We start from the raw sequence: 13,181 nt of genomic DNA, 5'->3' as shown, positions 1-13,181 counted from the left end.
GCGCTCAGGTCTCGCACTCCAGCTCCGTGCGGCACAGCGTGCACCGGGCGCGCAACCGGCCGCGCACCGGCACCCGGATGCGCTGCCAGCAGGTGGGGCAGGGGAAGCTGACCCGCGGCGGGTCCGTGCCCTCGAAGGCGTAGCCCGCGTCCGGCGCGGCGGCCCGGGCGCGCCGGTCCCGCGCGTACCGGTGCCGGCCCAGGCGCCCCGCACCGGCCAGCGGCGGGCGCCGCGCGTCCCGCGCCGCCCGCTCCCGGCCCCGCGCGTACGCCTCGTACGCCTGGGCGCTGGTGAACCAGGGGGAGGGGTCCTCCCCGAACACCGCCGCCCGCTTGGCCAGCACATAGCCGTACTCCTCGGGCGTGAGATACCCCAGCTTCTGTGTCGACACGGACGACTCGCGGTAGGCGTCCAGCAGCAGCCAGCCCGCCCCGAGGTAGGCGGCCGTCGTGTCCGTGAGGATCTCGTTGTCCCGGGTGCCCGGGAACTCCAGCCCCAGCCGGTGCAGATAGACGTGCGTGACCTCGTGCGCGAGCGCGGCGCCGATGTCCCTGCGGTGGGTCTTGAAGCGGGAGTTCAGCTCCACGAAGTACTCGGGCCCGGCGGCGAGTTCGACGCTGCCCGCGTGGCGCATGTCGCGGAAGCTCACGATCATCCGGGCGTCGGGCAGCCGCAGGTGCCGCACCATCTCCCCGGCGACCCGCTGCACGCCCAGGTAGGGGTCCTCGTGGTCGGAGAAGGCCACGTCGGCCGGCGGCACGCTCGCCGCGAAGGAGGCCACCCCGTCGTAGGAGACCCGCCGGTAGAGCGCGGTGATCGCCGACCGCACGGTGTCCAGGTGCGGGAACCCGTGCTGGATCACGAGGTCCGGGCCCGAGCCGCTCACGCGTGACCACCCCCGTGCGGTTTGCCGCTGCCCTTCCACTGTAGGGCGGTCGGCAACCCCGCCCCGGGCCCGTAGGAGGCGGGCGCTCCGACTGGCCGAAAACGCCGCTAGGTGCGGGTGGCTCCCGGTCCGATAATCGCAACGCGTGCATCGTTGTCATGAGCTCTACAACCCCACCGACGCGATGTGCCCAACCTCCCACGAAAGGAAGCACGTTGCGCAACTACCTCAAGGTGCTCAAGAGATGCTTCACCGCCGGGGCGGTCGCCCTCGCCGTCCTCGGCCTCCAGCCCGCCGCCGCCCACGCGGCCCCCGGCCGGGACCCCGACCCGCGGCCCGGTCCGAGCGTCGTCGGCGGCGTCCCCGCCGCCCAGGGCGAGTTCCCATGGATGGTGCGGCTGTCCATGGGCTGCGGCGGCGCCCTCTACACCCAGCAGATCGTCCTCACCGCCGCCCACTGCGTGAACGGCAGCGGCGCCGACACCTCCATCACCGCCACCGCCGGCGTCGTCGACCTCCAGTCCTCGCAGGCGATCAAGGTCAAGTCCACGCGCGTCCTGCAGGCCCCCGGCTACAACGGCGTCGGCAAGGACTGGGCGCTGATCAAGCTCGCCAAGCCGGTGAACCTCCCGACGCTCAGGATCGCCGACACCACGGCCTTCAACGAGGGCGTCTTCACCGTCGCCGGCTGGGGCGCCACCCGCGAGGGCGGCGGCCAGTCCCGCGTCCTGCTCAAGGCCGAGGTCCCCTACGTCGACGACGACGCCTGCGGCGCCGCGTACGGCGGCAGCCTCACCCCCGGCGAGGAGATCTGCGCCGGCTACCTGGAACAGGGCGGCGTCGACACCTGCCAGGGCGACTCCGGCGGCCCGATGTTCCGCCAGGACAACTCCGGCGCCTGGATACAGGTCGGCATCGTCAGCTGGGGCCAGGGCTGCGCCCGGCCCGGCTACCCCGGCGTCTACACCGAGGTGAGCACGTTCGCCTCCGCCATCCGGTCCGCGGCGGCGAGCCTCGGCGGCTGACGCGGCGCGAACCGTACGCCCGCCCGTGGTGAACCCGGCCCGTACCGGCGACCCCGGACCGTCCCCGACCCGGACGGCCCAGCCGGTACGGGCCCTCGCGCGCACCGCTCCCGAGCTCCTCGGGCCCGCCCGCGCGCCCCGGCCCGTACGGTGCGCCGCCCCTCTCCGGTATGACGGGGGTGGGGGTCCGTCATCCTTTCGGCCGAGACGGGAATGGTCGGACAGTCGAGGTGTGAGCCGCGTAAACGTCCGTAACGTAAGGGGAGCACGACCGGCGGACACCGCCGGCGCCGCAGCCAGAGCCCTCCGTTACGGAAAGGCACACTCCGTGTCCGTGAAGTCCCGCATCGTCGCCGCCACCGTCCTCACCGCCGCCGTCGCGGCCGTGGCGTATCCGACGGCCACCGCCGTCGCGGCGGCCAAGCCGGACCACCACGACACCCGCCCCGGCGGCGGCACCACGACCACCACCGTGCGCCAGATCCTCCTCCCCGACGGCAGCCGCGCCCGCCTCACCTCCGGCGAGGGCGGCACCAGCGTGGTCGTCACCACCCACGGCAAGCGGCAGCCCACCATCGACGCCGGCCGCCCCGCCGCCGACCTCGACCGCCTCCACCTGCGCATCCTCGACGGCGACGGCACCCACCCCACCCTGCGCGCCCAGCTCGACGGCACCCGGCTGACGCATTACTACGACTTCGCCTCCGGGGCCCTGCGCCACACCCCCGAGCCCGGCGGCGCCACCGCCGCCCGGCCGGTCACCACCGCCGCGGCCGGGAGTGCCACTCCTGCCGGGAGCGCCACCCCCGCAGGGAACGCCACCGCCGCCGCCTCCCACGGCGCCCGCCACACGCCCGTCGTCCACCGCCCGCCCCACGACACCTCCGGCAACCCGGTCAAGCGCGTCGTCGAGGCCGGTCAGGTGATCAAGGCCAGCCACGACGTCGGCGACGCCGCCACGCCCGTCATCGCCGGCGGCGCGGCCCTGCTGGCCGTCGCCGGCGGCGCGTACGGCGTCCGCGTCGCGCTGCGCCGCAACGGGCGTACCGAGGGCTGATCCCCGGCCCGGGCGCGGGGCCCGGCCGCCGCCTGCGGTTGCGGCGCGCGGGCACCCCCGGTGACATGGAAGACGCCCCGGCCGGCGGCGGTGGACGCCCCGGCGGAGGCAAGGTGAGGAGCGAGGGCACGACTATGGCGATCACCGTGGTCATCGCGGACGACCAGGAGATGGTCCGCACCGGCTTCCGGATGATCCTGGAGAGCCAGCCCGACATCGACGTCGTCGCCGACGTCGTCGACGGCGAGGCGGCACTGGAGGCCGTCGAGCGCCTCCAGCCCGACGTCCTGCTGCTCGACATCCGCATGCCCAAGCTGGACGGCCTGGAGGTCACCCGGCGGCTCTCGGAGATCTCCGCCGCCCACCCGGAGCGCGGCCAGCGCCCCCGCATCGTCATCGTCACCACCTTCGACCTCGACGAATACGTGCACACCGCGCTGCGCAACGGCGCCTCCGGCTTCCTGCTGAAGGACGCCAGCCCCGCCATGCTCGTCGAGGCCGTGCACGCCGCCGCCGTCGGCGACTCCCTGATCTCACCCGCCATCACCGTCCGCCTGTTGCGGGACATGGCCCCCACGGGAGGCTCGGCACCGGCGTCCGGCGTCCGGCAGCCCTCCGAACCCCTCACCGACCGCGAGGCCGACGTCGTCCGCTGCCTGGCGCGCGGCGCGACGAACGCCGAGATCGCCGCCGAACTGTTCGTCTCCCTGTCCACGGTCAAGACCCACCTGGCCAATGTGCAGCTCAAGCTCGACGCCCGGAACCGTGTCGAGATCGCCGCCTGGGCCTGGGAGAGCGGGCTGGCCACGAGCGGCACGTGAACGCGCGCGGCGAACGACGGCCGGCCCCGCCGGGACGGCCGGCCCACGGGTCCGGCGGTGCCGGGGCCCCGCGCGACGCCGGGGCCCGGACATGAACCGGTGGGTCCGCCGGGCCGCCCGTCATCCCCGCCGGGCCGGCCTCGGCAAGGTGGCCCTCGGCGCCGCCCTGCTCTTCCTCGTCGCCTTCGAGGGGTTCTCCCTCGCGCGCCAGCCCAGCCAGCCGCACGCCGTCGTCCTCGCCTCCGGCGTCGCCGTCTGCCTGTGCGCCCTGCCCTGGAGCTGGATCCCGCTCACCGTCCGCGCGGCCGTCGCCGTCGCCGTCTCCCTGACCGCCTCGCTCGTCCTGATGACCGGGCAGCACCCCACCGCCGTCTGGGGCGTCGGGGAGGACGTCGCCCTGCTCGTCCTCCTCACCGAGGTCGTCTCCCGCTCCCCGGCCCGCGTCGCCCGCCTCCTGGGCCCCCTCCTCGCCGTCGCCGCCGTCGCCGCGCCCGTCCGCGACCTCAACCCCGGCGGCTTCACCGCCCTCTTCGCGGTGCTGACCGCCGTCGTCGGCGCGTACTCCCTCGTCCTGCGCGGCCACGACGCCCAGCGCGTCCGCGACATGGCGGCGGTGCGCACCGCCGAACGCCTCGAACTCGCGCGCGAGCTCCATGACCTCGTCGCCCACCACGTCACCGGCATCGTCGTCCAGGCCCGCGCCGCCCGCTTCACGGCCCTGGAGGGCGCCGCCGCGAGCGACACGTTCGAGCGCATCGAGAACTCCGCCAGCGCCGCCCTCGGCGCGATGCGCCGCCTGGTGGGCGTCCTGCGCGAGGGCGAACCCGAGACCGAACCCGTCGCCGGCCTGCCGGAGGTCCGCGAGCTGACCGAGGAGTTCGCCCGCACCGGACCGCCCGTCGCCCTCTACATCGAGAAGGGCATGGAGACCTGGCTCCCCGGCGAGGTCGCCGCGGGCGTCCACCGCGTCGTCCGCGAGGCCCTCACCAACATCCGCAAGCACGCCGCCGACGCCACCGCCGTACGAATCGGGGTGCGCGGGGTCCCGGAGGGGGTGGAGCTGCGCATCGCGGACGACGGCAGACGGGCCGCGAGCCTCTCCGAGCAGGCGCGTGGCGGCGGCTTCGGCCTGGTCGGGCTCGCCGAGCGGGCCAAGGCCCTGGGCGGCCGTCTCCACGCCGGCCCGGCGCCGGAGGGCGGCTGGCAGGTGACGGCGCTCTTCCCGGTGGACCGGGAGGGGGAGGGGGAGGGGCCGGGGGAGCGGGAGGCGGAGCGGCGGGGTGCGGCGGGGCCGGGCTGACGTCCGCCCGGTGTCGGCGGGCCCTCGTGGCGGGCGCCGGTGGGTGTTCGCCGGGCGCTCAATCCGCCGAGGGCGCAACAGCGGGCGCGGGCCCAGCCTGGTCCGTAGCGTGACCCCATGAAGATCATCCCGATAACCCCCCGCCTCTGGATGCTGGGCTTCACCGCCGGCCAGGCCTACGTCCTGCGGCTGCCCGGCGGCGAAGGCTGGGCCATGATCGACGCGGGCCTCCCGGGCCACGCCGAACCGGTCCTCGACGCCCTGGCCGGCCTCGGCGCCCGCCCGGAGGAGCTCCGCGACATCGTGCTGACCCACTCCCACATGGACCACACCGGTTCCGCGGCCGCGCTCGCGGCGGCCACCGGGGCGCGGGTGCTGGCCGGCGCGGCCGACGCGCCCGTCATCCGCGGCGACGCCCCCGAGCCGCCGCCGGTCCTGGAGGACTGGGAGCTGCCGCTCTGGGAGTCCGTCCACGCGGCCGTGGGGGAGGCCGCCCCGCCCTCGCCCTGCCGGGTCGACCGGGAGCTGGGGGAGGGCGACACCCTCGACTGGGGCGAGGAGGCGCGCGTCGTCCACGTCCCCGGCCACACGGCGGGCAGCATCGCGCTCCATCTGCCCTCGTCCGGCCTGCTGTTCACGGGTGACACCATCGCCAATGTCGAGGCGCTGATGCCCGGCGTTTTCAACGTCGACCGTGCGGGCGTCATCGCGGCCTTCCGCCGCCAGGCGTCGCTGTCCGACGTCGACACGGCCTGCTTCGGCCATGGCGCCCCCATCGTGGGCGGCGCGGGGGAGGCGCTGCGGAGGGTGGCGGCGGAGCTGTGAGGCGCGGCTGCCGCCACCGCTGTTCCTACCGCTCCTGCTGTTCCTACTGCTCCTGCTGCTCCTTCTGTCCGTAGCAGAGGCAGAAGGGGTGCCCCGCGGGGTCCGCGAAGACGCGGAAGCCCCTCGTCTCGCCGCCGCTGTCGTACAGGAACGTGGCGCCCAGCGCGATGACCTCCCGCTGGGCGTGCTCGACGTCGTCGACGTCGAAGTCCAGGTGGAACTGCTGCGGATGGGCGGGATCGGGCCAGCGGGGCGGGCGGTACTCGCTCAGCACGCGCTGGAAGGCGAGCCGCTGGGTCCGCCCGGGGGCGTTCAGCCACACCCAGTCCGGATCGGTCTCGTCGGCCTCGACCTGCCAGCCCAGGACGGCCGCGTAGAAGTCGGCGAGGGCGAGCGGGTCGGGACAGTCGATGACGGTGCACTGCATCGTGGCGATCATGAACTGATGATGCCGCAGCCGTCCGGCCGGGGTCTGCAGCCCCCGGCGGTACGGGTGAGCGATCAGCTCAGGCGGGCGTCGGCGTAGACGGCCATCGCCTCGCACTGGTAGTCGGCCAGGCCGTCGGCGATCCGGTCGAAGTTCGCGCGGAACGCCGGGTCGTCGACGTAGTGCCGGCCCAGCCCCTTGTACGCGACCGCGTTCGGGGTCCAGAAGCGGCAGACGCCCTGGTAGTGGGTCTCCACCTCGGCCTGCACGGCGGGGTCGGCGACCGGCGTGCCGGCCACCATGAACTCCGCCATGCGGATCATCTGCGCCGTGACCTCGCGCTGCCACCGCTCCATGTCGGCGGGGGTCATGCCCTCCGCGGCCTGCCGGGACTGCTCCCACTGCTCGGGCCACCGCTCGCGCGCCTCGTCGTCGTGGCGGGCGGGCTCGAAGCCCTCGAACAGGTTCTCCGGCCTGTTGATCTTCGTCATGTCGTCCTTGTCCTCGTTCCTCTCCAGTTCGGCGATGGTGCGGCCGACCGTGCGGGCCAGCCGGCCCAGCCGGTCCTGTTCCTCCAGCAGCCGCCGGTGGTGCTCGCGGAGCACGGCCACCCGGTCGATCCGGCTGTCCAGGACCTCCCGGATCTCGCGCAGTCCCAGGCCCAGCTCCCGCATCAGCAGGATCTGCTGCAACCGCAGCAGATCGGCCTCCTCGTAGTAGCGGTGCCCATTGCTTCCCATCCACGCGGGCGGCAGCAGACCGATGTCGTCGTAGTGCCGCAGTGTCCGGGACGTCACCCCGGACATCCGGGCCACTTCCGCGATCGACCAGGCCATCGGTCGTGCCTCCCCTCGCCGGGCCGGTCTCTCCGGCCACATGAACGACCGTAGAAGTTGACGCAACGGAAAGCGCAAGCCGGCTGTTCGACGGGCCAATCGAAAAAATCATGGATTGCGGGAAACCCCGCGCCCGCGACGTACGGGGACCGGGAGGATGTCCCTCATCGCTCCGCCGCACCTCGCCCTGGGTGGTCCCATGTCTGTTCCGCAGTCCCGAAGCGATCGCCACATCCCCCTGTGGGCGGCGGCCATCGGCGGGGTCCTCACCGTGCTGGGCACGCTGGGGGCCGCGCTGATCGGCAAATACGGGCTGCCGGACTCCCTCCGGCCCGGTCACGCCTCCGCGCCCCGGGACAGCGGGGTGCCGAACGCGTTCGTCGGGCGGTGGCGCGGCGACGTCGCCGAGGAGGGCACGCGGGGCTCCGTCTACACCGCCGCGCTCTCGATCACCGAGCCGGGGGCGGGCGGCGAGGCCGGCGGCGTCGAATACACGGCTCCCGGACTGCTGTGCAAGGGCGTTCTCGTCCTCCAGGAGGTCGGCGACGACCGCAGGGCGATCACGCTGGGGGAGGACATCAGGACCGGACGGTGCGTCCCCCGGGGGCAGATCACGCTCACCGCCGCGACCGCCCACCGCGTCACCTTCTTCTACACCGGGAGGATGCGCGACGGCTCCACCCAGGTGGTCAAGGGCACCCTGGACAAACTCGCCTGACGCCACCCGCGGGCGCCACGAGTCCAACGCCCTCCCCGGTTTGTCCATGGTCCCCTCCGCCCCTTCCGCCCCACGGTGGGACGGTGACCGCAGACCAGCCACAGGGGCCCGGCCGCCGGGCCGTCGTCGTCACCACCGCACTCGCCGGGATCGGCCTCGCCGGCCCCTCCCGTGCCGCCCCCGCGGCGGCACACGGCACCGAGGCCGTTCTCCGCTCCACCGAGCTCGACGTCCGCGTCGACACCTCCTTCCCCCGCGTCGTCTCCTACACCCACCGCACCACCGGCGCCGTCCTCCACGGACAGGAGGACACCGTGACCTCCCTGATCGTCGACGGCACCGAGCACACCCCCCGCGTCACCCACTCCCTCTCCCCGGCCGGCGACCGCGCCGCGTACGCCCTCGCCCTCCCCGGCGGCACCCGGATCGACGTGGAGATCCGCGTCGACGGCCCCCGCGTCGACTGGCGGGTCACCCGGATCACCGAGTCGCCCGCGCTCCGCGTCGGCACCCTGAGCGTCCCGGGCCTCGCCCTGCTGAGCGTGCGCAGCACCCAGCCCGGCGCGACGCTGCTCGCCGCCCGCGTCCAGCTGGACGCGGCCAGGAGCGGCGACACCCTCGTCCGGCTCACCCCCACCCCACCGCCGCCCGACGCGGCGCCCGTCGGATGCGCGTACGCGGTCGTCAGCACGGACCGGCTCGCCGCGGCCATCGAGACGAACACCGTCCACGACAGGCCCGACGCCGCCACCGCGTGGGAGAAGGGCCGCCTGTGGCGCCGGACCCTCCGGTGCGAGGGCTACACCAAGGCCCAGCTCACCTGCGGGCAGTGGACCCACCGCGCCGCGGGCGCGCACACCACCGACCCGCTGCCGTACGCGACCGTCGTCGTCACCCGGGACCGCAACGGCGACGGCATCGTGGACTGGCAGGACGCCGCCATCGCGATGCGCGACATCATGGTGAACCCCCTCGGCGCCGACGAGCAGCACCTGCGCGTCGTCCCCCACATCGCCTTCAACTTCGCCAGCCAGGCCACCAACCCCTTCCTCGACACCCTCGACAACGTCAAACGCGTGCATCTGTCCACTGACGGGCTACGGCAGGTCACTCTGCTCAAGGGGTACCAGTCCGAGGGGCACGACTCCGCGCACCCCGATTACGGTGGCGACTACAACGAGCGTGCGGGTGGTCGGGCGGACCTGAACACCCTGCTCCGTATCGGCAGCCAGTGGAACAGCGACTTCTCTGTTCATGTGAACACCACCGAGGCCTATCCGGTTGCCGACGCCTTCTCCGACACCCTCGTCGACCGGAAGAACCCGCAGTGGGACTGGCTCGACCAGGCGTACCGCATCGACGCCCGCCGCGACCTCGTCTCCGGCGACATCGCCCGCCGCTTCCGCCGGCTGCGCGAGGAGACCCACCCCGCCCTGACCACCCTCCACATCGACGTCTTCCGCGAGTCCGGCTGGAACTCCGACGCCCTCCAGCGCCTCCTGCGCGCCCAGGGCTGGCTGATAACCAGCGAATGGGGCCACGGCCTCGAACGCTCCAGCCTCTGGTCCCACTGGGCCACCGAGACCGACTACGGCCCCGACACCTCCCGCGGCATCAACTCCCGGCTCATCCGTTTCATCCGCCACCACCAGAAGGACGTCTTCGCCGACAAGTGGCCCCTCCTCGGCACCGCCCGGCTCGGCACCTTCGAGGGCTGGCGCGGAAAGACCGACTGGACCGCCTTCCAGCGGCTGATCTGGGAGAAGAACCTGCCCGCGAAATATCTCCAGGCCTTCCCCGTCCGCACCTGGACCGACCACGAGATCACCCTCGCCCCCGACCCGGCCCCCACCCCGGCCCCCGGGCACGCCCCCGTCGTCACCACCCGCGTCTCCGACGCCGGCGGCACCCGCCGGATCACCACCGACGGCCGCACCGTCCTGGCCGGCGACACCTACCTCCTGCCCTGGGAGCCCCGCCGCGCCACCGACCCCGACCGCCTCTACCACTACAACCCCCGCGGCGGCCGCACCACCTGGACCCTGCCCCGCGGCTGGGCCCGCCGGCGGACCGTCTTCCTCCACCGGCTCACCGACCAGGGCCGCGCCGGCACCGCCGAACTCCCCGTGCGCCACGGCAGGATCACCATCGACGCCGCGCCCGGCCGGCCCTACGTGGTCACCCGCCGGCGCGGCCCGGCGCCCGCCGACCCCGCCTGGGGCGAGGGCACCCCGCTGCGCGACCCCGCCTTCCACTCCGGCACCCTCGACGCCTGGCGGGTCACCGGCCCCGCCACCGTGGTCACCAGCCCGCTCGGGGACGGCGAACTGGTCATCGGCCCCGGCCCGGCGGCCCGCGTCGGCCAGCGGCTCGCCCGGCTCGCCCCCGGCACGTACGCCGCGTCCGTCCAGGTCGAGGTCGGCGTCACGGCGGGGGAGCGGCGCCGGGCCGCGCTGGAGGTGCGGACCGGCGACGGCGTCACGGCGGTCAACTGGACGGATACCTCCACCGCCGTCAACCACGTCGCCGCCGACCGCAAGCACGGCACCCGCTTCCAGCGCATGTTCACCTGGTTCACCGTGCCGCCCGGCGGCGGCCCGGTGACGCTCTCGCTGACGGCCGCCGCGGGCGAGGCACGGGTCCGGTTCGACGCCGTACGGGTCGTGCGCGGCCGGCGCGCCGCGCCCGGGGACGCCCTCGTCCGGGAGGACTTCGAGCACGTGCCCCAGGGCTGGGGGCCGTTCGTCAAGGGGGACGCGGGCGGCAGCACCGACCCGCGCACCCACATCGCCCGCCGCCACGCGCCGTACACCCAACGCGGCTGGAACGGCAAGGCCGTCGACGACGTCATCGACGGCACCCACTCGCTCAAGTCGCGCGGCGAGAACCCCGGTCTTGTGTACCGCACGGTGCCCCACACCGTCCGCTTCGCGCCCGGCCGCCGCCACCGCGTCCGCTTCCGTTACGAGAACGAACTGGCCGGCCAGTACGCCTGGGTCACGGCCGTCGACGAGCCGGAGGCGCGCGAACTGACGCGCACGCCGCTGCCGGTCGCCACGCACCCCACGGAGTTCGTCTACGAGTTCACGGCCCCCGCGACGGGTGAGGCGTGGGTGGGGCTGCGGAAGACCGGGGAAAACGGGTCAGCTGAATTCTGTCTGGACGGCTTCACCGTGCAGATAGTCGGGCAATAAACATTCACGGGGTTCCGTCCCGTTGGCCACCGTCATCGGCCGGTGACCAGCGGGACGGAGGCAGGGGTTCCAGCCGGATCCCCCGTCCGCCCGCCCCCTCGAACTCCAGCACCAGCAGGTCGTTGGCCCCCTCGCGCACCACCGGCCCCGGTACGTACAGGGTCCGCCGGGGGCCCCGGTCCCAGTACCGCCCCACGCAGAAGCCGTTCACCCACACGAAGCCCCGCACCCACCCCGGCAACACCAGCACCGCGTCCCCGGCGCCCGCCACCCGGCACGACCACCGGTACAGCCCCGGGCCCCCGACCGCACCCCCGGCCATGCCCCCGACCGCACCCCCGGCCATGCCCCCGACCGCACCCCCGGCCATGCCCCCGGCCACACCTCCGGCCATTCCCCCGCCCCCGGGCACGGACGCCCACGCGTCCTCGTCCGGCGACGGCCGCCACGGCACCGCGTCCAGTGCCCCCGGCTCCTCCAGGGCGTCCAGCCGCAGCCCCCGTGCCCGCACCCCGTGCACGTACTGCCGCTCGTGCAGCAGCCCGCCCGTGACGCCCTTCGGTTCGCCCAGGCACGGCCCGTAGTTGACCCGGCCCAGCGACTCCACCCACAGCTCCACCTCCGCCGGCCCCGCCACCTCACCGACCGGCGCCGGGTCCGGAGCCCGGTCCGGAGCCGCGTCCGGGACCGGACCCGGAGCCGGGCCCGCGACCCCGTCCGCCGAGCCGTCGAGCACCGCCACCCGCACCCCGTCCACGTACACCACCGCCACGTCCCGCAGCCCCGCCACCCACAGCGGATACGCCCGCCGCGGCCCCGGCACCGCGAAGCGGTAGCGCACCACCCCGCGGTCCACCCCGAGGTCCTCGAACACCGGCGGTACCGGCCCCTCCGCCTCCGGCGGCCCCAGCGCGTCCACGACCTCGCCCAGCGGCGCCCACCCCGCGGGCTCCGCCACGGCGGGCGCGCCCAGCACCGGCGGCGCCGGCGGCGGCGCGGGCGGCGGCTCCTCCGCGTAGCGGCACAGCACCTCCTGGAACGCCCGGAACTTCTCCGTCGCCCGCCCGAACTCGTCGACAGGGGCGTCGTAGTCGTACGAGGTGATCACCGGTCGCAGCGCGCCCCGGAAGTCCTCACCGGCCCGGTTCGCCCCCGCCCAGCCGCCGAAGTTCGAGCCGCCGTGCGCCATGTAGACGTTCACCGAGGCGCCGCACTCCAGGATCTCCGCGAGCGCCGCGGCCGCGTCCCGCGCGTCCCGCGACGCCTCCTCGCCGCCCCAGTGGGTGAACCAGCCGCACCAGAACTCCGCGCAGAGCAGCGGCCCCCGGGGCCGGAACCGCCGCAGCGTCGCGAACGCCTCCCGCGCCCCCGACCCGAAGTTCACCGCGGCGAGCACCCCCGGCACCGTCCCCGCCGACAGCATGTGCTCCTCCGGGCCGTCCGACGTGAACAGCGGGACCGTCACCCCAAGCTCCCGCAGCCGGCCGGCGAGCCGCCGCAGATACACCCCGTCGCCGCCGTACGAGCCGTACTCGTTCTCCACCTGGACGAGCACCACCGGGCCGCCCCGGTCCACCTGCCGGCCCACCACCTCGCCCGCCACCAGCCCCAGCCAGTCCTCCGCGGCCCGCAGGAATCCCGCGTCCCGGGTGCGCACGCCCGCCCCCACCCGCCGCGTCAGCCAGGACGGCAGTCCGCCGTTCTCCCACTCCGCGCAGATGTACGGGCCCGGGCGCACGATCGCGTACAGCCCCGCCGCCCGGGCGGCGTCCAGGAACCGGCCCAGCGCCGCCACGTCCCGCACCCGCCCCGGCTCCGGCTCGTGGAGGTTCCACGGCACGTACGTCTCCACGCAGCCGAGCCCCATGGCCCGCAGCATCCCCAGCCGGTGCGCCCACAGCCCCTCGTGCACCCGGAAGTAGTGCAGCGCCCCGGACAGCAGCCGCACCGGCCGCCCGTCCAGCTCGAACGCGTCGTCCCCCACCACGAACTCCGGCATGACCCGCCTCGCCCTCGCCGCCGGCACCCACCACGACCGGGGACCATCGTGGCCCTCTGGCGGGGGAGAGGGCCATGGACAAAGATCGGGCCT

The 13,181-nt window shown here is 74.7% G+C and carries 11 protein-coding genes; 7 read left to right on the top strand and 4 right to left on the bottom strand.

Annotated features, from left to right (window positions below; translation table 11 throughout):
- Positions 1–4: 4 nt before the first annotated feature.
- The gene (locus AC07BS_RS17900) at positions 5–886 is read right to left on the bottom strand and encodes a hypothetical protein (protein ID WP_478648352.1); all 882 of its coding nucleotides are present in this window, start codon (positions 884–886) and stop codon (positions 5–7) included.
- A gap of 215 nt (positions 887–1,101) precedes the next feature.
- On the opposite strand from AC07BS_RS17900, the gene AC07BS_RS17895 reads away from it, so the two are divergent.
- The 5 genes from AC07BS_RS17895 to AC07BS_RS17875 all read left to right on the top strand — a co-directional run bounded on the left by AC07BS_RS17895 (position 1,102) and on the right by AC07BS_RS17875 (position 5,914).
- Entirely contained in the window at positions 1,102–1,911 is an 810-nt protein-coding gene (locus tag AC07BS_RS17895) for a S1 family peptidase (protein WP_478933116.1), read from the top strand.
- 334 nt (positions 1,912–2,245) lie between these two features.
- Entirely contained in the window at positions 2,246–2,968 is a 723-nt protein-coding gene (locus AC07BS_RS17890) for a hypothetical protein (protein WP_478648357.1), read from the top strand.
- Positions 2,969–3,102: 134 nt separating this feature from the next.
- Positions 3,103–3,789: a response regulator gene (locus AC07BS_RS17885; protein WP_478648360.1), complete on the top strand. Its 687-nt coding sequence runs from the start codon at positions 3,103–3,105 to the stop codon at positions 3,787–3,789.
- 91 nt (positions 3,790–3,880) lie between these two features.
- Complete coding sequence (locus tag AC07BS_RS17880; protein WP_478933113.1) at positions 3,881–5,089, top strand: sensor histidine kinase; 1,209 nt, start codon at positions 3,881–3,883, stop codon at positions 5,087–5,089.
- A gap of 117 nt (positions 5,090–5,206) precedes the next feature.
- Complete coding sequence (locus AC07BS_RS17875; protein ID WP_478933111.1) at positions 5,207–5,914, top strand: MBL fold metallo-hydrolase; 708 nt, start codon at positions 5,207–5,209, stop codon at positions 5,912–5,914.
- A 43-nt stretch (positions 5,915–5,957) separates the two neighbouring features.
- On the opposite strand, the gene AC07BS_RS17870 is transcribed toward AC07BS_RS17875, so the two are convergent.
- Both AC07BS_RS17870 and AC07BS_RS17865 read right to left on the bottom strand, forming a co-directional pair.
- Positions 5,958–6,353, bottom strand: coding sequence for a VOC family protein (locus AC07BS_RS17870; RefSeq protein WP_478933109.1), 396 nt, complete (start codon positions 6,351–6,353; stop codon positions 5,958–5,960).
- A gap of 62 nt (positions 6,354–6,415) precedes the next feature.
- A complete protein-coding gene (locus AC07BS_RS17865; RefSeq protein WP_478933107.1) occupies positions 6,416–7,177 on the bottom strand; it encodes a MerR family transcriptional regulator in 762 nt (253 codons plus the stop codon).
- Positions 7,178–7,376: 199 nt separating this feature from the next.
- On the opposite strand from AC07BS_RS17865, the gene AC07BS_RS17860 reads away from it, so the two are divergent.
- Positions 7,377–7,895, top strand: a complete 519-nt coding sequence (locus tag AC07BS_RS17860; protein WP_478933105.1) for a hypothetical protein — start codon at positions 7,377–7,379, stop codon at positions 7,893–7,895.
- Between the two features lie 83 nt (positions 7,896–7,978).
- The gene (locus AC07BS_RS17855; protein WP_478933103.1) at positions 7,979–11,089 is read left to right on the top strand and encodes an endo-alpha-N-acetylgalactosaminidase family protein; all 3,111 of its coding nucleotides are present in this window, start codon (positions 7,979–7,981) and stop codon (positions 11,087–11,089) included.
- 4 nt (positions 11,090–11,093) lie between these two features.
- Here AC07BS_RS17855 and AC07BS_RS17850 read toward each other — a convergent pair whose 3' ends face one another.
- Positions 11,094–13,088 carry a beta-galactosidase gene (locus tag AC07BS_RS17850; RefSeq protein ID WP_478933101.1) on the bottom strand — a complete coding sequence of 665 codons (1,995 nt, stop codon included), beginning with the start codon at positions 13,086–13,088 and terminating at the stop codon, positions 11,094–11,096.
- Between the last annotated feature and the right edge of the window lie 93 nt (positions 13,089–13,181).

This window comes from Streptomyces sp. NPDC044063 (assembly GCF_056434285.1).
This window is presented reverse-complemented; position numbering and strand designations above follow the sequence as displayed.

What these genes read in the sequence shown, in the direction of transcription:
- AC07BS_RS17885 (WP_478648360.1), top strand. Translation starts at nt 3,103, where the DNA reads ATGGCGATCACCGTGGTCATCGCGGACGACCAGGAGATGGTCCGCACC.
- AC07BS_RS17880 (WP_478933113.1), top strand. Translation starts at nt 3,881, where the DNA reads ATGAACCGGTGGGTCCGCCGGGCCGCCCGTCATCCCCGCCGGGCCGGC.
- AC07BS_RS17875 (WP_478933111.1), top strand. Translation starts at nt 5,207, where the DNA reads ATGAAGATCATCCCGATAACCCCCCGCCTCTGGATGCTGGGCTTCACC.
- AC07BS_RS17870 (WP_478933109.1), bottom strand. Translation starts at nt 6,353, where the DNA reads ATGATCGCCACGATGCAGTGCACCGTCATCGACTGTCCCGACCCGCTC.
- AC07BS_RS17865 (WP_478933107.1), bottom strand. Translation starts at nt 7,177, where the DNA reads ATGGCCTGGTCGATCGCGGAAGTGGCCCGGATGTCCGGGGTGACGTCC.
- AC07BS_RS17860 (WP_478933105.1), top strand. Translation starts at nt 7,377, where the DNA reads ATGTCTGTTCCGCAGTCCCGAAGCGATCGCCACATCCCCCTGTGGGCG.
- AC07BS_RS17850 (WP_478933101.1), bottom strand. Translation starts at nt 13,088, where the DNA reads ATGCCGGAGTTCGTGGTGGGGGACGACGCGTTCGAGCTGGACGGGCGG.